Genomic DNA, 19,311 nt, shown 5'->3' with positions numbered 1-19,311 from the left:
CGTGGATCTATCAGATAGGTTTCAGCAGCAAAGCCGCCATCACGCCGCCGTAGGCGGTAAACAGCACCGCCACCGCGGCGCTGAAGGCATACAGCCGGCGCCGGCGGCGCACCTTCTGCTGGTCGGTCCAGTTCATGCTGATGGTGCCCAGGATGGGAATGCCGGTGGCGTTGCGCAGCGCCGACTGGCTGACGAAGGTCGGGCGGATCTGGCTCATCAGCAGCGCCACGCCCAGGCCCAGCATCAGCGCCGCGCCGAACACCATGGACATCAGGCGCGGACGGTTGGGGCCGATCGGCGCGGTCGACGCGGTGGGCGGATCGATCACGCGGAAGCTCAGCATGTCGGTGGCCGAGGTCAGGTCGCCGGACAGGCGGGCCGCCTCGCGGCGCTCCACCAGCTTGGTGTAGTTTTCCCGGTTGACCTGGTAGTCGCGGTTCAGCTGCGCCAGCTGCGCCTCCACTTCCGGCGCCGCCGTGCTCTGGCTGCGCAGGCGCGCCAGGCGCGAGCTGTACTCATCCACGCGCGCCTTCAGCGACGCCACCCGCGCCTCCTCCACCGACAGCGCCACGTTCATCTGCTGCATCATGGGGCTGTAGTTGATGCCGGGGTCGGCGCTGCGCACGCGCTTCTTGGCTTCTTCCTTCTTGCGCGCCTGCAGCTGCGCCAGCAGGCGCTTGTTGGAAATGATGTCCGGGTGCTCTTCGGTGTATTGCAGGCGCAGCGCGTCCAGGTTCTTTTCGGTGGCCTGGATGCGGCCGTCGAGTTCGGGGTTGATGCCGTCGTCCAGCTGCTGCGGGGCGGCCTGGGTCAGCGGGGCCGGCTCTTCGCCGCCCATCTGGCGCTTGATGGCGTTGCGGGCCTGCTCGGCCTCGGCCAGCTCCAGGCGCGCCGCGTTCAGCTTGTCGGCCATGTCGGCCAGGGTGCTGCTGTAGTCGGCGCCCTGGCGCGGCAGCAGGCCCATGTTCTGGATCTTGAAGTCCTTCAGCGCGTTCTCGCCGGCCGCCAGCTTTTCCTCGTAGCTCTTGATCTGGTCCTCGATGAATTGCACCGCCTTGTCCGACTCCTGCTTCTTGCCGCCAAAGCTGCCCTCGACGAAGATGGTCAGCAGCGACTGCACGATCTGCTTGCCCAGCTTGGGATTGGGGTTGTTGTAGGAAATGGTGTAGATGTCGTCGCGCTCGGTGCCGCTGACCTTGATCTGCGCGGTCAGCTCGTCGACCAGCTTCTCGTGCTCCTGCACCGACTTGGTCTTGATGTCCAGGTCGACCATGCGCATGACGGTCTCGACGTTGGGACGGCTGATCAGCGTGCGGCGCATGAACTGCACCTGCTGCTCGACGTTGGGCACGCTGGTCATGCCCGAAAGCAAGGGCCGCAAAATGCTTTGCGTGTCGACGTAGACGCGCGCCGAGGCCTGGTAATCGTCCGGCAGCCGGTAGACCACCGCCCAGCCCACGACTGCCACCACCCAGGAAATCGCCACGGCGTACCAGCGGTACTTGCCAATGGCTTTAAGAAAGGTTAAGAGCAGTGCCTGTAATTCCGCCATATCGTCTATCTCGCCTAATGAGTTGGTGCGCGCTTCGTACTTGCTTAAAATGCATCAAATCGCACCTATGATACATGAGTTTGCAAGCCATGTTACTACTAAATGGCGCCGCATCCGCCCCCTGGTGTGGCAGCCGACAGACAGCTTTGCGCATTTAACTCCATGAAATATCTATTTCCAAAGAGGCAAGCATAATTGTGACACAAGCCGCGCTGGAATTGTTGTGCGAAAGACAGCTGATTGCCGCAAAAATCTGCTATCGTTGTTGCGCCATGACTACACTGACCGCCATGCATTTCCGTCCGTCACTACTATTGCTTTTCAGCATCGCCAGCGCCGCGTTGTCCGCCCTGTTGCCGGGCGCCGCGGCGGCTGCCGACCTGTCCGCCGTGATCACCGCCGTCAAGCCCTCGGTGGTGGGGGTGGGCAGCTACCAGCGCCTGCGCAGCCCGGCCACCGTGTTCAACGGCACCGGGGTGGTGCTGGGCGACGGCCTGAGCGTGGTCACCAATGCCCACGTGGTGCCCGAGTTCACCGACAGCGAACAGAAGGAAACGCTGGGCGTGCTGATCGCCGGCGAAGGCACGGCCTTCAGTTTCCGTCCGGCCACCGTGGTGGCGGTGGACAAGGAACACGACCTGGCCCATCTGCGCCTGAGCGGCGCGCCGCTGCCGGCGCTCAAGCTGGGCGACTCGTCAACGCTGCGCGAGGGGCGCGAGCTGGCCTTCACCGGCTTCCCGCTGGGCATGGTGCTGGGCCTGCATCCGGTGACCCACCGCGCCATGCTGTCGGCCATCACGCCCATCATCCTGCCGTCGGCCAATTCGCGCCAGCTTGATGCGCGCGCCGTGGCGGCGCTGCAACGCGCGCCCTTCAATATCCTGCAGCTGGACGGCACCGCCTACCCGGGCAACAGCGGCAGCCCGCTGTACGACCCGGCCGACGGCAGCGTGGTCGGCATCATCAACATGGTGTTCATCAAAGGCTTGAAAGAGACCGCCATTACCAGCCCCAGCGGCATCACCTACGCGATCCCGGCGCGCTATGTGCAGGAACTGTTGCAGCGCAAGGTGCCCTGAGAAAAATATTGGTCCGGCCCCGGCAATCGCTGCAGGGGCTGGTATAGAATAGGCATGCAAAAATACTACATAAAATGCCATGCATATTGCCCTAGAGAATTTACCATCCAAGAAGAGGACATGCACGTGAACACTCCCATGATGAAATGGCTGGCCTGCGGCGCCCTGGCGCTGTCCGCGCTGGCACTCGGCGGCTGCGCCACCAAGCAAGTGCTGCCGCAAGAGGCGCCGCCGGCCACCGACTACCTGATCGGCCCGGGCGACAACCTGAGCATCGTCGTGTGGCGCAATCCGGAAGTGTCGCAAGGCGTGCCGGTGCGTCCGGACGGCAAGATCACCACCCCGCTGGTGGAAGACTTGCAAGCCAGCGGCAAGACCTCGACCGAACTGGCGCGCGACATTGAAAAAGCGCTGTCCAAGTTCATCCAGCAGCCGGTGGTGACGGTCATCGTGACCGGTTTCGTCGGCGTGTACAGCGAGCAGATCAAGGTGATCGGCCAGGCCGCCCGCCCGCAGGCGCTGCCTTACCGCCGCGACATGTCGCTGCTGGACGTGCTGATCGCCGTCGGCGGCGTCACCGACTTTGCCGCCGGCAACCGCGCCATCATCCTGCGCACGGTGGACGGCAAGCAGCAGAAGCTGACCGTGCGCCTGAACGACCTGGTCAAGGACGGCGACATCTCGGCCAACCTGCCGATGCGCCCGGGCGACGTGCTGGTGGTGCCGGAAAGCTACTTCTAAGCCACCCCGGCGCATTGTCGTGAGACAATGTCGAAAATTCTTACAGTTTTTGCGCTAGACTGGTCAGGTGGCCGCGCGGCCTGCGGAAAATTCCGCTAAGCCTTTGATTTTTATCAAGGTCCGCGCCGCGCCCCGGCGTGGGAACGAATATTGCTTTCTTTCTATCCAACACCAGATCATGGCCCGCAGGCCGACCCGCTTACCGAGGATACAGACGTGGCTAACCAAGACCAGCACGACGGGGACACCCCGCAGCTGCCAACCGCAGCCCCCAGCCAGGCCGAGCCGGCCGGCGCCGCCCAGCCGGCGTTTGCCGGCGCCGCGCGCCGCCGCTTCGCCACCAAGGGCGCGGCTGTTGTCGGCGCCATCCTGACCGTGAAAAGCCAGCCCGGCATGGCGTGCACCATCTGCCATTCGCCGTCCGGCTTCGCATCGGGCAACCTGAACAGCCACAACCCGCACGTGGTGGTGTGCCAGGGCCTGTCGCCCGGCTACTGGAAGAACCACACCAGCGCCTGGCATTCGAGCTGCGCGCCGACCATGAAGTTCCAGAAGCGCTTCAACTGCTCGTCGACCAGCGGCTTCTACAACAAGACCATGCTGACCATGCTGACGCACCAGGATTGCGACCTGGACAACGTGGCCATGCACATCGTCGCGGCCTACCAGAACGCGCTCAAGGGCTACACCTCCTTCCTCAAGCCGGACCGCGTGCAAGCGATCTGGAACGAGTACTGGCGCACCGGCGGCTCCGGCCGCGGCTACTACACCCCCATGGCCGGCAAGAAGTGGTACGGCCCGGAAATCGTCGCCTATCTGCGCGGCACCATGGACTGACACGGGCGGCATGCTGACTGAGCCGGTTTCACCATGTGGCGCCTGATGCCGGGCCAGCGGCTGCGCAGCCGCAGCTGGGATGGCGAGGAGTTCGTGCTGTACAACAATCTGTCGGGCGACACCCACCTGCTCGACGCCGCTTCCATTGAAGTGCTGAACGCGCTGCAGCGCGGCGCCGCCGGCAGCGCCGCGCTGGCTGCCGCCTTGCAGCTGGACGCCGCCGAGCCGGCCCAGCTGGAACAGCTGGAAGCGCTGCTGGCCGACCTGCGCGCCCTCAACCTGGTCGACGCGGCCGGCCAGGCGGACCAGCGCGCATGCTGACCCTGTCCTCGCTGGCGTCGGCCGAACTGGCGCGGCGCCTGGCGCACGGCGGCATCGTGCTGCAGACCGGCGCCTACACCACCCACCTCGAAAGCAGCGTGCCCAGCGTGGCGCGCGGCCTGGCCCTGCTGTACGGCGGCTACCCGCTGCACGGCGCGGACGCCTTCGCCGACTTCCACCTGCAAGTGGTGCAGCCGGCCGGGCTGCGCCGCTGGTGGCGGCCGCAGGTCATGCTGATGCACAACGGCGGCTCGATGTTCAAGCCGCTGCCGCTGGCGCAAGCCTTCCCCATGTTCGAATGGGGCTTGAACTGGTGCGTGTCGAGCCGCGCGCACGACTGCCTGATCATCCACGCCGCCGTGCTCGAGCGCAACGGCCGCGCGCTGATCCTGCCGGCCCCGCCCGGCTCGGGAAAAAGCACCTTGTGCGCGGCGCTGGCGCACCGCGGCTGGCGCCTGCTGTCCGACGAGCTGGCCCTGATCCAGCTGGCCGACGGCCTGCTGCAGCCGCTGCCGCGCCCGATCAGCCTGAAGAACGCTTCCATCCCGCTGATGCAGGCCTACCTCGGCGACGCCGTGTTCAGCCCGCCCGTGGCCGACACCGTCAAAGGCACGGTGGCGCATCTGCAGGCGCCGGCCGACAGCGTGGCGCGCGCCGCCGAACGCGCCGCGCCGGGCTGGATCGTGTTCCCACGCTACCAGGCCGGGGCGGAGACCGAACTGGCGCCGCTGCCCAAGGCCGGCACCGTGCTGCGCATGGCGCAGAATTCCTTCAACTACAGCCTGCTGGCCGAGCGCGGCTTCGACGCCATGGCCGACGCGGTGGGCGCCTCGCACTGCTACAGCTTCGTGTACAGCCAGCTGGACCAGGCGGTCGAGCTGTTCGCGCGCCTGGCGGAGCAGCCATGAGCGCGGCGGCCAAGACCGCGCGGCATCCGGCGGTGCCGCTGGCGCTGCAGGCGTTCCGCCAGCCGGCGCTGCTGGCCGGCTACGGCGAGGCCGAGTGGAATGTGCTGCTGCGCCAGTGCGCCAGCGCCAACCTGCAGCCGCGCCTGTACTACCTGCTGCGCGAGCGCGGCGAACTGGAGCGCGTGCCGGCGCCGGCGCGGCGCCACCTGGAGTGGTCGCGCACCGTGGCCGAGCGGCACAGCCAGGCGGTGCGCTGGGAAGTGGCGCAGATCCGCCACGCGCTGGCCGGGCTGGACACGCCGCTGATCCTGCTCAAGGGCGCGGCCTACGCGCTGGCCGGGCTGCCGCCGGCCAGCGGCCGGCTGTTCTCTGACATCGACATCCTGCTGCCCAAGGACAAGCTGGACGACGCCGAAACGGCGCTGATGCTGCACGGCTGGGCCAGCACCCACCTGGACGAATACGACCAGCGCTACTACCGCGAGTGGATGCACGAGCTGCCGCCGATGGAGCACGTCAAGCGCCGCACCGCCATCGACGTGCACCACGCCATCCTGCCGCAGACGGCGCCCGTGCATCCCGATCCGGCCACGCTGCGCGCCGCCGCGCAGGAACTGCCCGGCCAGCCCGGCCAGCCCGGCCTGCGCATCCTGGCGCCGCCCGACCTGGTGCTGCACAGCGCCACCCATCTGTTCTTCGACGGCGAGCTCGAGCATGGCCTGCGCGACCTGGTCGACCTCGACGGCCTGCTGCGCCACTACGGGGCCGAGCCCGGCTTCTGGCCGGCGCTGCAGGAACGCGCCGCCAGGCTGCAGCTGCAGCGCCCGCTGTTCTACGCGCTGCGCTACACGGCCCGGCTGCTGCACACGCCGCTGCCGCCGGCGGCGCTGGCGGCAGCCGAGCCGGGCCGTCCGGGCGCCCTGCTGCTGCGCCTGATGGACGCGCTGTACGGGCGCGCGCTGCTGCCGGCCCACGCCAGCTGCGACGACGCCTTCACGCCGGCCGCCCGCTTCCTGCTGTACCTGCGCGCCAACTGGCTGCGCATGCCGCCGCTGCTGCTGGCGCGCCACTTGTTCCATAAAGCTTTTCTGTCGCCGCGCGACAAAGATCAGGCCGCGCAGCCCTGACTGCTCTACAATCAAGCATAGGCTGTCACCGGAGCGCAGCATGCCCGCACCTTCCACCTACGCCACCAACTTCGGCGCCGCGCTGCTGGCCGGCCTGCTGGGACTGGCCTCGCCGGCCGCCGCCGGCGAGGCGGCCGCTGCCACGGCCGCCCATGGCGCGGGGCCGGCGGGCGTGGCCGAGCTGCTGGCCGCCGCCGCGCGGCTGGAGCACGGCGAAGGCGTGCCGCGCGACATGCCGCAGGCGCTGGCCCTGTACTGCCGCGCCGCCCGCCAGGGCGACGCCCGGGGCCAGTACGCGCTGGGCTGGATGCTGGCCAACGGCCGCGGCGCGGCGCGCGACGACGGCGCCGCCTCGCAGCTGTTCGCGCTGGCCGCCGCGCAAGGCCACCCGCAGGCGCAAGCCATGCTCAACCTGACCAACACCGTGCCCGGCACGCCGCTGCCGGCCTGCATGCTGCCCGACACCCCGTTTTCCCCCATGCCGCCCGAGCCGCGCGCGCTCTACCAGCACGCCGCCAGCAAGCAGATCGGCGCGCTGGTGGAGCTGCTGGCGCCGCAGTTCGAGGTCGACCCCAGGCTGGCCATGGCCATCATCGCCATCGAGTCCGGCTTCAACACGCGCGCGGTGTCGCCCAGGAACGCGCAGGGGCTGATGCAGCTGATCCCGGAGACGGCGCAACGCTTCCGCGTCAAGGACGCCTTCGACGCCGAGCAGAACATCCGCGGCGGACTGGCCTATCTGCGCTGGCTGCTGGGCTACTTCCGCGGCGACGTGCAGCTGGTGGCGGCCGCCTACAACGCCGGCGAGAAGGCGGTCGACCGCTACCAGGGCGTGCCGCCGTATGCGGAAACGCAGGAATACGTCAAGCGCCTGGCGCGCCTGTACCAGCACGCGCTGCATCCCTACCCGGCCGGCGTGGCCGCCAGCGCCGCGCTGAAGAAGCCCTGAGCGGCCCAGGGAGCCCGGAAATGAAAAAACCCGCCGGGTTGCCCGGGCGGGTTTTTTGCGTTGCGGCGCGGCGAACCGCGCGCAGGATCACTGCTGCTTGCGGCGGCGCAGGGCTGCCAGGCCGGCCAGGCCCAGGCCGAAGATGGCCAGCGAGGTTGGCTCTGGAATGGCGTTGCCGGTCACGTGGCCGCTGGCCAGCACGGTCCAGTCGGCGACTTGATTGTTTGCCTTGAAGCCTTGGAAGGTCGAGGTCAGCAGCAGGTCGCGCTGGTTGCCGTTCTCATCGATCAGGGCGTCGGTGTCGAGCTTGGACTGCCAGTTGCCGCCCACCACGTTCAGGTAACCGCCCGAGGCGCCGGTGATGCCGTTCTCGTTGAAGAAGCCGCTGTAGGTGGCGGTGTTGTTGCCGCCCAGAATACCGGTGGCGAATACCGCGTCCAGCAGCAGCGTGCCGCCGGTGATGCCGTTGTAGCCGAACTCGCCAATACGGCCGCCGGTGCCCTGGATGGCGGCGTAGTCGGTGTTGTTTTCAAACATCTTCAGCCAGCCGCCGGCTGCCAGCACCTGGTCGATCACGCCGCCGGCGCCGCCGAGCACGGTACGCTGCACGTCATAGTCGCGCAGGCCGCCGAAGATACCGGTCAGGAACTTGCCGCCCTGGCCAGCCGTGTACGTGATGGCGTTGTCCGATACGCGGGTGATGCTGGCGATCGAGAAGATGCCCCAGCTGTCTTCGTTGTAGGCGCTGATGGCAGCGGCGCCTGGTGCGGTGACGGCGTCGCAACCGGCGGCGTCGGTGCAATTGGCGGTGTAGCGCGAGGTCGCGCTGTCGTAGGCGTTGAAGGTGAACTTCAGGTCGCCGGCGATCAGGTCAACCGCCTGGGCCGAACCCGCTGCGCCGAATGCCAGGGCCACGCCAGCTGCCAGTGCGGAAATTTTCTTGAGATTCATTCTGTTCTCCAGTAATTGGTATGGGCGCTGTCAGCAGCGTCACACCGAGGTATAAAGCAATCGGCATGCCAGCTCACTGGAAAACACCCCGCAAACCGCCAAACGCCTAGGGAACATTGGTGCCGCGTATTTTTTTGCCCGAGCGAACAGTTGTCAATTTTGCCTGCGCTGTAAAGAAATTCGACAGCCCATGTGACATTTATTGCCGGCCGGATATTCCCGGCCGCGCCGCGCCGCCGGCGCCCGGTTTACAGGGAAAAAGCGCGCAGCCGGGGCCCGATCCGTATGAAATACGCCACGCGGCCGGGCCGCGTATGTAAAGAATATCGACAGACCGGCATGATGGGCAGACGAGCGCGCTTGCGCTACTATAGTATTGTCAATCTGTAACGAGCCCAGCCGCCGCAAGCGGCACGTTTCCATCCACCTAATCAGAGGTTTTCCCGCCATGGCTACCGAATTCGACTATGACCGCTTTGTGACCCGCAATGAGGGCTATATAGACAAGGCCACGCAGACCAAGATCAGCGAGACCCGATTGCTGTTCGCCGGCTGCGGACTGGGCAGCCCGGTCGCCATCTGCGCCGCGCGCAGCGGCTTCCAGCATTTCGTGCTGATCGACGGCGACACCATCGACGCCCACAACCTGAACCGGCAGTTCTACGACCAGGACGACGTCGGCCAGCCCAAAGTGGAAGCGCTGAAAAAACACATCCTGCGCATCAATCCGCAAGCCCGCGTGGAAACCCACTACAAGATGCTGGACAAGGACAACGCGGCCGAGCTGGTGGGCAAGGTCGACATCGTGTTCGACACCATCGACTTCGTCGACCTGGAAGCGGTGCTGGCGCTGCACATGGCGGCCACCATGCAGGGCAAGCCCATCTTCACCGCCATCAACGTCGGCTTCGGCGCCGCCGTGCTGTATTTCCCCGCCGGCGCGGCCGAGTCGCTGCCGGCCATCCTGCAACGCGACGTGGAAGCCGCCGCGGCGGAAGGCAATCTGAACTACACCGCCGTGTTCGGGCGCGTGATGGCGCGCATCGGCGCCCACCTGGACGAGCAGGTGGTGCGCGAGGTGGCGCGCGCGCTGACCATCATGGACGACGGCCGCCCCTGCCCGGCTTCGCAGATCGCCGTGGGCACGTTCTCGGTGGCGGCCCTCGCCGTCACCATGATGCACGACATGCTGGCCGGGCTGAAGGTGGAAAGCGCGCCCAATATCGTGGTGCACAGCTTCCGCAACCACGTCACCAAGATGATCCGGATCAGCGCCGAGTAAGCACGGCTCAGGAACGCGGGCGCACCGTGCGCGGATGCTTGCGCGCGGGGTTGCGCTGCCAGGCCAGGCGCGGCAGCAGCGCCTGCGGGCGCTCGTGCAGCCAGGCCGACAGCTTCGGGTTGTCGGCCGCCAGCTTGGCTTCCAGCACGTGCAGGTCGAGCACGTAAGGCACCACGGCGCCGTAGTAGTCGGCCGGCGGGCCGATCGGCTGGAAGCCGAAGCCCATGCGCTGCAGCGACTGCGCCAGCGCGCGCTCCATGGCGGCGTACCAGTAGCGGATGCCGACGTTGCGGCTGTGGCGGTACATTTCGCGGTACATGCCGAACAGCAGCATCGGCGAATCGCGGCGGCGCTCGCCGTGCCGGCGCTCGGCCGCCGGCACCAGCGGCGGCAGGCCGGGCACGCCGTCCAGGCTGTCGGCCCGGCGGCGGCGGTGCTCCTTGCGCACCACCAGGCGGGAAATCTCGCAGGCCAGGTCGCGCGGCGGGTGCTCGTAATGGTCGAACACGGCGCAGTGGCGCTCGAACGGATAGGGCTGCGCGGCGTCCGGCTGCACCAGGCGCACCGTGCCGATCAGTTTTTCATCCATCGAATAGGCGGCGATGTGCACCGCGCGGGTCTCGTACTCGTCGAGCTCCATGCCGCCGGCCTGTTCGGCCTGCGGCAGGAAGGCGCATTCGATGCAATACACGTCGTAGCGCAGCTTGAAGATATCGTGCGGCACCTTGCCGTGCTGGTCGCCGCGGAAGGAACGGAAGATATTGCGGTTGGCGTGGTCCACGGTTTCAAAGTGGGCCTGGTACTCCTGCCGGGAAAGTACGCTGCGGTAGCTGGGTCCTGCAAATACGTGCGCCATACAGCGAATTCTCCTACGGGTTTCATTTCTTCCGGGTACGCCCGATCATGAACGTGGCTATCATGGTTTTCACCACCGTCCAGAAAGGGATAGGCTCGTCATTGAACCAGGCGGCCAGGAAACGGTTTTCCTGCTTCAATCGTTCGTTCAGCTCGTCCAGGTCCACCATATGGGGCGTCACCGGCCCGTAATAGTCGACCTGCGGCCCGATGGGGACGAAGCGGAACCCCATCTTGTCCAGCGATCGCGCCAGCGAGCGCTCCATCGCGGCATACCAGTAACGGATGCCGTGCTTGCGGCTGTAGCGGTACATCTCGCGGTACAGTCCCAGCAGCAACAGCGGACTGTTGGTGCGCTGCTCCTTGCCGCTGGGCGGCTTGATCGCAGCCGGCCCGCCCTTTTGTTCGATAAATTCCTTGGACACGCCTTCCAGCGTATCGCCGCGCCGCCGCCGGTGCGTTTTCTTCACCACCAGGCGCGACACCTCGCCGGCCATCTCGCGCGGCGGCATGGTGAAATCCTCGAACACCGTGCAGTGCGACTCGAAGGGATAAATCTGCCCCTCCTTGGGCTGCACCAGCCGCACCGTGCCCACCATGGCCTGGTCCAGCGTGTAGGCCGCGAAATGGATGGAGCAATCGTCGTACTCGTCCGTTTCCTTGCCTTCGTCAAACTCGGCCGCGTCCAGGTAATGGCACTCCAGGCAATACACCTCGTAGCGCAGGCGATAAATCTCGGCCAGCACGGCCGAATCCATCATGCCTTTCATTACGCTGGCAAAGTCAAAATACGGGATCAGAATGTCGCGCTTGCCGAATAGTCGCTCGAGCAGCATAGTGCGTTCCTTGTCTGCACATCAGTCGGGCGCCCGGCACTGGCTCACGACATGCAAGCCAAAGCTCAGGCGCAAAGATAACCTATTTCCGGCCAGCACGCACAAGCGAATTCAACAGTGCGCGCGCATGCAAGCCGCTGTCCATGCGGCTTGCAGGCCGGTCGGGTGGGGAATCAGAGCTGTTTCAACAGGGCGCGCGCTTCGTCCGCCTGCGGGAAAGTTTTGCCTGTCGCCAACAGCTGTTCCAGCTCTTTGCGCGCGCCGGCCTTGTCGCCCGACCTGCTCAGCGCGGCCGCGTAGTGGTAGCGGATCTCGCCGTTGCCGGCCGCCGCCGCCGCCGCCTTTTGCAGCAGCGGCAGGCCGCGCGCGACGTCGCCCTGCTCGACCAGGATCCAGCCCAGCGTGTCCATGATGGCCGGATGGCCGGGTACCAGCTTGTCGGCCTGCTCGGCCGCCGCCAGCGCGCGCTTGTCCTTGACCTGCGCGTACGCCTGCGCCAGGTTGTTCAGCGCCACCGCGTTCTTCGGATTACTCTTCAGAATAGCTTCGAATTGCTCGATTGCAACCGGGTACTGCTTGGTGACCAGGCTGGTTTCAGCCTGGTACATGGCCATGGCCGGATCGTTCGGATTGTCCTGGCGCCAGCGGGCGATGACCTGGTCGGCTTCCTTGTTCTTGCCGTTGACGCGGTAAGTGTCGGCCAGCTTGATGGCGAAGCCGGGCGCCTTGCCCAGCGCCAGCGCCTTTTCGTACAGTGGCAGCGCCTGCGCCGACTTGCCCTGCGCGCTGAGGATGTCGCCTTCCAGCGCGTAGCCGGCCGGCAATTTGTCGTGCTGCTTTTGCACCAGGCGCGCCACCGCCAGCGCGGCGTCGTGTTTTTTCTGGCGCACCAGCAGGCCGGCCTGCATGGTGTGGGCCTGGATCAGGTCGGGCTGCAGCTGCAGCGCCTTCTTCAGGTCGTCGGCGGCGGCCGCCTCGTTTTTCAGTTCCAGGTGCACTTCGGCCAGGCGCAGCTGCACCCCGGGCGACTTCGGCAGCAGGCCGGCCAGCTTGCTGTACGTCTCCAGCGCGCCGTTGGTGTCCTTGGTGGCCAGCTGGCTTTGCGCCACCAGCTCGAGCACGTCGGTGTTGGCCGGATACGACGGCTGCAGCTTGCGCGCCAGGGTCAGGGCCTGCGCGGCCTTGCCGCTGCGCAGATAATGCACGCCCAGGCGCAGCGCCGGCTGCACCGCGTCCGGATGCTCGGCGCTGGCTTTTTCCAGCCAGCTGGTCACTTCGGCCTGCTGGCCCTGGGAGGCGGCCAGGCCGGCCAGCGCGGTCATCGCGTCCAGGTTCTTCTTGTCCTTCTCCACCAGCGCCAGCAGGCGCTGCTTGGCCGCTTCCGGCTTTTTCTCGTACAGGTCCAGCTGCACCAGCGCCGACACGGCCGGGAAGAAGCCGGCCTGCTGCGTCAGCGCCTTCTCGAAGCTGGCGCGCGCGCCGGCGGCGTCGGCCTTGCCGAGCAGGGCCACGCCAGTCAGCTGCGACACTTCCGGATTGTTCGGCTGGGTCTTGGCCAGCTGCGTGGCCGCCGCCAGCGCCTTGTCGAAATTGCGCAGGCCGATTTCGGCGCGGATCAGCGCGATGCCGGACTGCAGCGACTTGCTGTCGAGCGCGGCAGCCGCTTCCAGGTCGCTGATGCCCTGCACCTTGTCGCCCTTGCCCAGCTTGCTCAAGCCCAGCGAGGTGCGCAGCGAGGCCGTCTTCGGTTCCAGCGCGCTGGCCTTCTCGAAGTACTCGGTGGCCTTGTTGAAGTCGCGCGCCTGCATATACGACTCGCCGGCCAGCGCCAGCAGCTGCACGTCGGGCGTTTCATTGCCCTTGAGCGCGGGCGCCAGCACCGCCAGCGCGTCCGGCGTCTGGCCGCCGCGCAGCAGGGTGGTGGCCAGCATCTTGCGGGCGTACAGATTGTCCGGGTTTTTCTCCAGGTATTTGCGCAGGTGCTGTTCGGCCTGCTGCATGGAACCGAGGTTCAGGTTGACCGCGCCGGCCAGCAGGATGCTGGGCATGTGCTCGGGCGCGGCGCGCAGCACTTTCTGCAGCGATTCCAGCGCCGCCGCGTTCTTGCCCTGGGTAAAGTCCAGCAAGGCCTGGGTGTAGGTCACCATCATGCTGTTGGGGGTGATCTTCCTGGCCGCCGCCAGGTCGGCCTGGGCCAGCTCGTACTTGCCGGAGGAGATTTCCAGGTAGGCTTTCTCGATGTGGGCCGAGCGGTGCGCCGGGTTGGCCACCAGCACCTGCGCGTACGCTTCCAGCGCCTGCTCGGACTTGCTCTGGGCGCGCAGCAGGTCGGCCTTGAACAGCAGCGCCTCGTCGCTCTTGGGCGCCGCCGCGACCGCCTTCTCGGCGTAGCCCATGGCGGCGGCCGGATCGCGCGCCAGGAAAGCCACGCGGCCCAGGCCCACCAGCGCGGGCGCGAAATTGGGCTGGCTTTGCAGCACCGACTCGAACACCGCCTTGGCTTCGTCGCGCTTGCCCAGCGCCAGCATGGCGTCGGCGCGCACGCACAGCAGCTCGGCGCCGCCGGCCTGGGCGGCCGCCTCGGTTTCGTCCAGCGCGTTCTGGAATTTACCCTGCATCAACAGCGTGCGCGCCAGCACCGGCATGGTCTGCGCGTCCGGATACTTCAGGCTGATGGCCTTGCGGATTTCCTTGTCGGCCGCCAGCACGTCGCCGCCGTCGAGCGACAGCTTGGCCAGCAGGTAGCGCGCTTCGGCGTCTTCCGGGCTGGCCGCCAGCGCGTTCTTGAGCTGGATCATGGCGGCAGTGTTGTCGCCTTTTTGCTGGAACTGTTTGGCCTGGGCCACCAGCGTCGCCGCCGATTCCTCCTTCTTGCAGCCACTCAGCACAGACAACAACAAGGCGCTTGCGAGCGCCGCGCCGATCAGGCGATTCGGTTTAATGCCAGCCATGGAAAGAACTTTCTTATGAGGTAACTTGAGAGTCGGGACAAGCCGGCCATTGGCCGACTTTGTTTCCAATAATATACTAATTGATTGCCGCGCCTGCCAGCGTTTACGCGTGTTTACTCAGTGCGCCCGCTGGCGGAACCACTGTTCCAGCATCATCAGCACCCACACCATGGTGCCGTGGTAGCCGGCGTGTTCGGCCAGGTGCTGGTCCATCAGCTTGCCGATGAAGTCGGCGCGCACGATGCCGCGCCGCTTCAGGTCGCTCAAGCTGTCGGCCGCCAGCGCCTGCAGCTGCGGGGTCTGCTGCAGCCACACGCCGAACGGCAGGCCGAAGCCGTGCTTCTGCTTGGTGATGATTTCGTTGGGCAGGAAATCGCGCAGCGCTTCCTTGAAGAAATAGCGCAGCTGGGTGCCGTTCAGCTTCTGCTGCGGCGTCAGGCCGGCCGAGAAGGCCACCATCTGCTCGCTCAGGAAGGGGAACGCCACTTCCATGCCGGCCAGCTCGCAGGCCTTCATCACTTTCGGCAGGTCGTTGTCGGCCAGCGTCACTTTCAGGTCCAGCGCCAGCATGCGGTTGATCAGGCTGGGCGCGTCGCTCAGGCCGTAGGTGGCGCTCAGGCCGGCCAGCGGCTGGCCCACGTCGGCGCCGGCCAGGAAATCGTCGGTGAAGACCTGGGTCGGGCCGTAGCGGCCCAGCAGGTTGTAGGTTTCCAGCCGCGCCGGCATCGGCACCGAGGCCTGCTCGATATAGCTGCGCGCCTTGCGCAGCAGCTTGACGTGCTCGCCGCCGGGGAAGTTGAACACGGCCGGCTCCAGCAGCGCCTTGCGCAGCAGCGAGGGCACGCGCTCGTACAGCGCGAACACGTGCTGCTTGGAATAACGCTCGTTGCCGCCGAACAACTCGTCGCCGCCGTCGCCGCCGAACATGCGCGCCACGCCGTCGGCGCGCGCCATCCTGGCGCAGTAGAAGGCCGGCACCGCCGAGGCGTTGCCGAAGGGCTGGTCGAACACCTGCGCCATCTGCGGGATGGCGTCGGCCACGTCGGCCGGGGTCACATAGTATTCATGGTGCTCGGTGCCGAAATGGCGCGAGGCGATGCGCGCGTATTCCATCTCGTCGTAGCCCTGGGCCTCGAAGCCGATCGAATAGGTCTTGGCCGGCTTGCCGCCCACCTCGCACAGGATGCCGGCCAGGGTCGAGCTGTCGGTGCCGCCGGACAGGAAGGCGCCCACCGGCTGGCTGCCGCAGGCGTCGCGCACGCTGCTGCGCAGCACGTCGCGGAACTGGTCCTTCAGTTCGCCGAACGGGCGGTTGCCGTTTTCCTGGAACTGCATGCGCCAGTAGGTCTGGGTTTCGATGCGGCCCTGGCGGTAGCGCAGATAGGTGCCCGGCAGCAGGCGCTGCTGGCCCTGGTACACGGTACCGGGCGCCGGCACCATGTGGAAATAGACGTAGTTGTACAAGCCTTGCGGGTCCAGCTTGGCGGGGGTGTGCGGATGGCGCACCAGGCTGTCGGCGGAGGAGCCGAACACCAGCGTTTCGCCGGCCAGCTGCCAGGCCAGCGGATGGGTGCCCATGCGGTCGATGGCCAGCAGCGCCTCGCCGGCGCGCTCGTCCAGCACGGCCAGCGCGAAGGCGCCCACCAGGCCATTGCACAGCGCCTCGGCGCCCTGCTTCCACAAGGCCAGCAGGGCCGCGCCCATGCCTTCGGCCGCGGCCTGCCCGCGGCGCGCGGCGTCGCGCAGCTGCACGTCGCCCCACAGCGCGATGGTCACGCCGTCGCGCTGCAGGCTGTGGGCGCAATCGACGCCCGCCGCCACCGCCAGCGCGCTGGCGTTGCCCGCCAGGGCGTGCACGGCGCTGCCGTCGAAGCGCGCCAGCGGCGCCGCCATGGCCTCGATCAGGGCGCGGTTTTCCGCCGCGCCGTGGCCGTGGCCGATCCAACCGCAAATACCGCTCATACACTGTCTCCAACTGGTTGGTCGCTCAGCACATTGCTGCCGACAAGCACTTCCACCGCGCCGGGATGGCTGAGGAAGGCGCCCGGGCTGGCCGTCAGGCCGTAGGCGCCGGACTGGAACACAACCGCCAGGTCGCCGGGGCCGGCCTGCGCCAGCTCCATCTGGTCCGCCAGCAAGTCCAGCGGCGTGCACAGCGGCCCCACCACGGAAGCCGTTTCGCGTTCGCCGCCGCGCACACGGTTGCCGATCACGACCGGATAATTCTTGCGGATCACCTGGCCGAAGTTGCCCGAGGCCGACAGGTGGTGGTGCAGGCCGCCGTCCGTCACCAGGTAGACCTGGCCGCGCGAGACCTTGCGCTCGATCACCTTGCTGACGTAGACGCCGGCTTCGCCCACCAGGTAGCGCCCCAGTTCGATGACGATGTGCGCTTCCGGCAAGGCGCGCTTGACGTCGGGCAGCAGGCGTTTCAGATTCTCGCCCACGGCCGCCAGGTCCAGCCTGCCTTCGCCGGGAAAATAGGGGATGCCGAAGCCGCCGCCGATGTTGAGCATGCGCAGCGGGCGCGGCGCGTGTTCGGCCAGGCGCAGCGCCAGCGCGAAGGTTTTCTCGTGCGCTTCCTGGATCGCTTCGGCCTTCAGGTTCTGCGAGCCGCTGAAGATGTGGAAGCCGTGGAAGTCCAGCGCCAGTTCGCCCAGGCGCGCCAGCAATGCCGGCACCTGCTCGGCGTCCACGCCGAACTGCTTGGGGCCGCCGCCCATCTTCATGCCGGACGATTTCAGCTCGAAATCCGGGTTCACGCGCACTGCCACTTGCGGCCGCACGCCCAGCCGTCCGCCGATGGCGGCGATGCGCTCCATCTCGCCGGCCGATTCCATGTTCAGCACGATGCCGGCCGCCACCGCGCAGGCCAGGTCGGCGTCGCTCTTGCCGGGGCCGGCGAAACTGATGTTGCGCGGCGCCATGGTGGTGTCCAGCGCCACCCGCAGTTCGCCGCCGGAGGCCACGTCGATGCCGTCCACCAGGCCCGCCATGTGCTGCACCACGGCTGGCATGGGGTTGGCCTTCATGGCGTAGTGCAGCTCGATTTCCGGCGGCAGGTGGCGCCGCAGTTCGGCCACGCGGGCCGTCATGGCGGCGCGGTCGTAGGCGTAGAACGGGGTCTGGCCGACGCGCGCGGCCAGCAGGGGCAGCGGCATGCCGCCGATCTGCAGGCAGTCGTCGACCACCGGGAATTGCACCAAAGGCGCATGCTGCGGGCGCACTGCGCTCATTGTGTATTCTCCGTGAAACAGTGTTCGTATTGCAGGCTGAGCAGCTTGCGGTCTATCTTGCCGTTCGGATTGCGCGGCAGGCTGGCCTCGGCGATGATGATGCGCTGCGGCAACATGTAAGCCGGCAGGTGCGGCTTGCAGGCCGCCAGCAGCTCGGCTGCCGTCAGTTCCCGGCCGGGCTTGCACAGCGCCACCACCACGATGGCCTGGCCCAGCGCCGGGTGCGACACCCCCAGCGCGGCGGCCTCGGCCACCTGCTCGCGGGCGTAGATCACTTCCTCCACCTCGCTCGGGCTGACCCGGTAGCCGGAGGTCTTGATCATCTCGTCGTTGCGGCTGATGAAGTAGAGATAGCCTTCCTCGTCCTTGCGCACGGTGTCGCCCGACCACACGGCCATTTCGGCCAGCACGATGCCGGGCTCGGCCTTGTAGGGCTTGAACCTTTCCGCGGTCTTGGCCGGGTCGTTCCAGTAGCCCAGCGACACCAGCGCGCCGCGGTGCACCAGCTCGCCCGGCTCGTGCGGGTCGCATTCAGTGCCGTCCGGGCGCAGCACCATCACTTCCGCGTTGGGGATGGCCTTGCCCATGGAATCGGGGCGCAGGTCGACCTGGTCCGGCGGCAGATAGGTGGAGCGGAACGCCTCGGTCAGGCCGTACATCAGGAAGGGCTTGGCGTTCGGCAGCGCGCGGCGCAGCGCGTCCAAGGTGGGGCGCTGCATGGCGCCGCCGGAATTGGTCAGGTAGCGCAGGGTGCAGTCGGCCGGCCAGTTCAGGCCGGCGATCTGTATCCACAGCGGCGGCACGGCGGCCAGGCCGGTGATGCGCTCGGCCACCACGGCCTTGAGGATGTCGCGCGGCAGCAGGTGGTTGATCAGCACGGCGGTGGCGCCGACCCGGAACGCGGTGCTCAGCTGGCTCAGGCCATAGTCGAAGGACAGCGGCAGCACGGCCAGCAGGCGGTCGGCGGCGGTGTTTTCCAGGTAGGTGGAGACGCTGACGGCGCCGGCCACCATGTTGCGGTGCGACAAAACAACACCTTTCGGCTTGCCGGTGCTGCCCGAGGTGTACAGGATGGCGGCCATGTCGGTCTCGATGGTGCGGTGCGGCTGCATGCCCGGGGGGACGGCAGGGCTGGCAACTACCGCGCTGTCCCAGTCCAGCACGGACACGCCGGCCACCTCGGGCAGCTCCTGCCCGTTGGGGTTGACCGCGAACACCGTGCGCAGGTCCGGGCACAGCGCCAGGCTGGCGGCCAGCAGGCGCAGCCGGTCGGCTGAAGTCACCAGCACCCGCACATTGCAGTCGGCCATGATGTAGGCCACCTGCTCCGGCTTCAGCAGCGGGTTGACCGGCACGAACACCCCGCCGGCGGCGGCCGCGCCGAACATGGCGGCCACGTTCTCCACGTTCTTTTCCATGTAGACGGCGACGCGCTCGCCCCGTCCCAGGCCGGCGGCCAGCAGCGCGTCGGCCGCGCCGCGCACGGCCAGCGCCAGCGCCGCGTAGTCGAGCCGGCGCTGGCCGTACACCAGGGCCTCGGCGGCCGGCGTGCGCGCCGCGCTGGCGAAGATGAATTCGTGGATCAGGTCGCTCATGATTCTCAACAAGTTGTTTGAATTAACAATGTGACACAATGCAGCATGGTACGCGTGGCCCCCGGCCCTGTCTATCGCCGGGTCTGCAACA

The 19,311-nt window shown here is 67.2% G+C and carries 16 protein-coding genes; 8 read left to right on the top strand and 8 right to left on the bottom strand.

From position 1 onward, the window contains the following. Positions 1-10: 10 nt before the first annotated feature. Positions 11-1,552, bottom strand: a complete 1,542-nt coding sequence (locus AC56DV_RS15390) for an XrtA system polysaccharide chain length determinant (protein ID WP_496315147.1) — start codon at positions 1,550-1,552, stop codon at positions 11-13. A gap of 272 nt (positions 1,553-1,824) precedes the next feature. Here AC56DV_RS15390 and AC56DV_RS15385 point away from each other — a divergent pair, with 272 nt between their 5' ends. The 7 genes from AC56DV_RS15385 to AC56DV_RS15355 all read left to right on the top strand — a co-directional run bounded on the left by AC56DV_RS15385 (position 1,825) and on the right by AC56DV_RS15355 (position 7,514). After that, positions 1,825-2,631, top strand: coding sequence for a S1 family peptidase (locus AC56DV_RS15385; RefSeq protein WP_496315146.1), 807 nt, complete (start codon positions 1,825-1,827; stop codon positions 2,629-2,631). A gap of 138 nt (positions 2,632-2,769) precedes the next feature. Then, positions 2,770-3,372, top strand: coding sequence for an XrtA/PEP-CTERM system exopolysaccharide export protein (locus tag AC56DV_RS15380; protein WP_496315634.1), 603 nt, complete (start codon positions 2,770-2,772; stop codon positions 3,370-3,372). A 216-nt stretch (positions 3,373-3,588) separates the two neighbouring features. Next, positions 3,589-4,209 carry a hypothetical protein gene (locus AC56DV_RS15375; protein ID WP_496315145.1) on the top strand — a complete coding sequence of 207 codons (621 nt, stop codon included), beginning with the start codon at positions 3,589-3,591 and terminating at the stop codon, positions 4,207-4,209. Between the two features lie 33 nt (positions 4,210-4,242). After that, a complete protein-coding gene (locus AC56DV_RS15370; protein WP_496315144.1) occupies positions 4,243-4,530 on the top strand; it encodes an HPr-rel-A system PqqD family peptide chaperone in 288 nt (95 codons plus the stop codon). Continuing rightward, complete coding sequence (locus AC56DV_RS15365; RefSeq protein ID WP_496315143.1) at positions 4,524-5,438, top strand: HprK-related kinase A; 915 nt, start codon at positions 4,524-4,526, stop codon at positions 5,436-5,438. The genes AC56DV_RS15370 and AC56DV_RS15365 overlap by 7 nt, the downstream gene beginning before the upstream one ends. Further along, on the top strand, positions 5,435-6,565 hold the full coding sequence (locus AC56DV_RS15360) for a nucleotidyltransferase domain-containing protein (RefSeq protein ID WP_496315142.1): 1,131 nt from the start codon (positions 5,435-5,437) through the stop codon (positions 6,563-6,565). Before AC56DV_RS15365 ends, AC56DV_RS15360 begins: the two co-directional genes overlap by 4 nt. A gap of 40 nt (positions 6,566-6,605) precedes the next feature. Beyond that, a complete protein-coding gene (locus AC56DV_RS15355; RefSeq protein ID WP_496315141.1) occupies positions 6,606-7,514 on the top strand; it encodes a lytic transglycosylase domain-containing protein in 909 nt (302 codons plus the stop codon). Between the two features lie 87 nt (positions 7,515-7,601). On the opposite strand, the gene AC56DV_RS15350 is transcribed toward AC56DV_RS15355, so the two are convergent. After that, positions 7,602-8,465 carry a PEP-CTERM sorting domain-containing protein gene (locus tag AC56DV_RS15350; protein ID WP_496315140.1) on the bottom strand — a complete coding sequence of 288 codons (864 nt, stop codon included), beginning with the start codon at positions 8,463-8,465 and terminating at the stop codon, positions 7,602-7,604. A gap of 448 nt (positions 8,466-8,913) precedes the next feature. On the opposite strand from AC56DV_RS15350, the gene AC56DV_RS15345 reads away from it, so the two are divergent. Continuing rightward, positions 8,914-9,747, top strand: coding sequence for a HesA/MoeB/ThiF family protein (locus AC56DV_RS15345; RefSeq protein WP_496315139.1), 834 nt, complete (start codon positions 8,914-8,916; stop codon positions 9,745-9,747). Between the two features lie 7 nt (positions 9,748-9,754). On the opposite strand, the gene AC56DV_RS15340 is transcribed toward AC56DV_RS15345, so the two are convergent. The 6 genes from AC56DV_RS15340 to AC56DV_RS15315 all read right to left on the bottom strand — a co-directional run bounded on the left by AC56DV_RS15340 (position 9,755) and on the right by AC56DV_RS15315 (position 19,220). Continuing rightward, positions 9,755-10,603, bottom strand: a complete 849-nt coding sequence (locus AC56DV_RS15340) for a PEP-CTERM/exosortase system-associated acyltransferase (RefSeq protein WP_496315138.1) — start codon at positions 10,601-10,603, stop codon at positions 9,755-9,757. Between the two features lie 22 nt (positions 10,604-10,625). Further along, positions 10,626-11,438, bottom strand: a complete 813-nt coding sequence (locus AC56DV_RS15335; protein ID WP_496315137.1) for a PEP-CTERM/exosortase system-associated acyltransferase — start codon at positions 11,436-11,438, stop codon at positions 10,626-10,628. 173 nt (positions 11,439-11,611) lie between these two features. Then, positions 11,612-14,389 (bottom strand): XrtA/PEP-CTERM system TPR-repeat protein PrsT, encoded by a 2,778-nt coding sequence (prsT, locus tag AC56DV_RS15330; protein WP_496315136.1) that lies wholly within the window; start codon positions 14,387-14,389, stop codon positions 11,612-11,614. A 117-nt stretch (positions 14,390-14,506) separates the two neighbouring features. Beyond that, positions 14,507-16,351, bottom strand: a complete 1,845-nt coding sequence (locus AC56DV_RS15325; RefSeq protein WP_496315135.1) for an asparagine synthetase B family protein — start codon at positions 16,349-16,351, stop codon at positions 14,507-14,509. Then, on the bottom strand, positions 16,348-17,625 hold the full coding sequence (locus AC56DV_RS15320; RefSeq protein WP_496315134.1) for a pyridoxal-dependent decarboxylase, exosortase A system-associated: 1,278 nt from the start codon (positions 17,623-17,625) through the stop codon (positions 16,348-16,350). Before AC56DV_RS15320 ends, AC56DV_RS15325 begins: the two co-directional genes overlap by 4 nt. Further along, a complete protein-coding gene (locus tag AC56DV_RS15315; protein ID WP_496315133.1) occupies positions 17,622-19,220 on the bottom strand; it encodes an acyl-CoA ligase (AMP-forming), exosortase A system-associated in 1,599 nt (532 codons plus the stop codon). The genes AC56DV_RS15320 and AC56DV_RS15315 overlap by 4 nt, the downstream gene beginning before the upstream one ends. Positions 19,221-19,311: the final 91 nt, after the last annotated feature.

The sequence above is a fragment of the Massilia sp. BGA-UO-ETr-WB1 genome, assembly GCF_059567845.1.
This window is presented reverse-complemented; position numbering and strand designations above follow the sequence as displayed.

Excerpts from the sequence above, each read along its gene's own strand:
- AC56DV_RS15390 (WP_496315147.1), bottom strand. The coding sequence starts at position 1,552 with ATGGCGGAATTACAGGCACTGCTCTTAACCTTTCTTAAAGCCATTGGC.
- AC56DV_RS15385 (WP_496315146.1), top strand. The coding sequence starts at position 1,825 with ATGACTACACTGACCGCCATGCATTTCCGTCCGTCACTACTATTGCTT.
- AC56DV_RS15380 (WP_496315634.1), top strand. The coding sequence starts at position 2,770 with ATGATGAAATGGCTGGCCTGCGGCGCCCTGGCGCTGTCCGCGCTGGCA.
- AC56DV_RS15370 (WP_496315144.1), top strand. The coding sequence starts at position 4,243 with ATGTGGCGCCTGATGCCGGGCCAGCGGCTGCGCAGCCGCAGCTGGGAT.
- AC56DV_RS15365 (WP_496315143.1), top strand. The coding sequence starts at position 4,524 with ATGCTGACCCTGTCCTCGCTGGCGTCGGCCGAACTGGCGCGGCGCCTG.
- AC56DV_RS15360 (WP_496315142.1), top strand. The coding sequence starts at position 5,435 with ATGAGCGCGGCGGCCAAGACCGCGCGGCATCCGGCGGTGCCGCTGGCG.
- AC56DV_RS15355 (WP_496315141.1), top strand. The coding sequence starts at position 6,606 with ATGCCCGCACCTTCCACCTACGCCACCAACTTCGGCGCCGCGCTGCTG.
- AC56DV_RS15350 (WP_496315140.1), bottom strand. The coding sequence starts at position 8,465 with ATGAATCTCAAGAAAATTTCCGCACTGGCAGCTGGCGTGGCCCTGGCA.
- AC56DV_RS15345 (WP_496315139.1), top strand. The coding sequence starts at position 8,914 with ATGGCTACCGAATTCGACTATGACCGCTTTGTGACCCGCAATGAGGGC.
- AC56DV_RS15340 (WP_496315138.1), bottom strand. The coding sequence starts at position 10,603 with ATGGCGCACGTATTTGCAGGACCCAGCTACCGCAGCGTACTTTCCCGG.
- AC56DV_RS15335 (WP_496315137.1), bottom strand. The coding sequence starts at position 11,438 with ATGCTGCTCGAGCGACTATTCGGCAAGCGCGACATTCTGATCCCGTAT.
- prsT (WP_496315136.1), bottom strand. The coding sequence starts at position 14,389 with ATGGCTGGCATTAAACCGAATCGCCTGATCGGCGCGGCGCTCGCAAGC.
- AC56DV_RS15325 (WP_496315135.1), bottom strand. The coding sequence starts at position 16,351 with ATGAGCGGTATTTGCGGTTGGATCGGCCACGGCCACGGCGCGGCGGAA.
- AC56DV_RS15320 (WP_496315134.1), bottom strand. The coding sequence starts at position 17,625 with ATGAGCGCAGTGCGCCCGCAGCATGCGCCTTTGGTGCAATTCCCGGTG.
- AC56DV_RS15315 (WP_496315133.1), bottom strand. The coding sequence starts at position 19,220 with ATGAGCGACCTGATCCACGAATTCATCTTCGCCAGCGCGGCGCGCACG.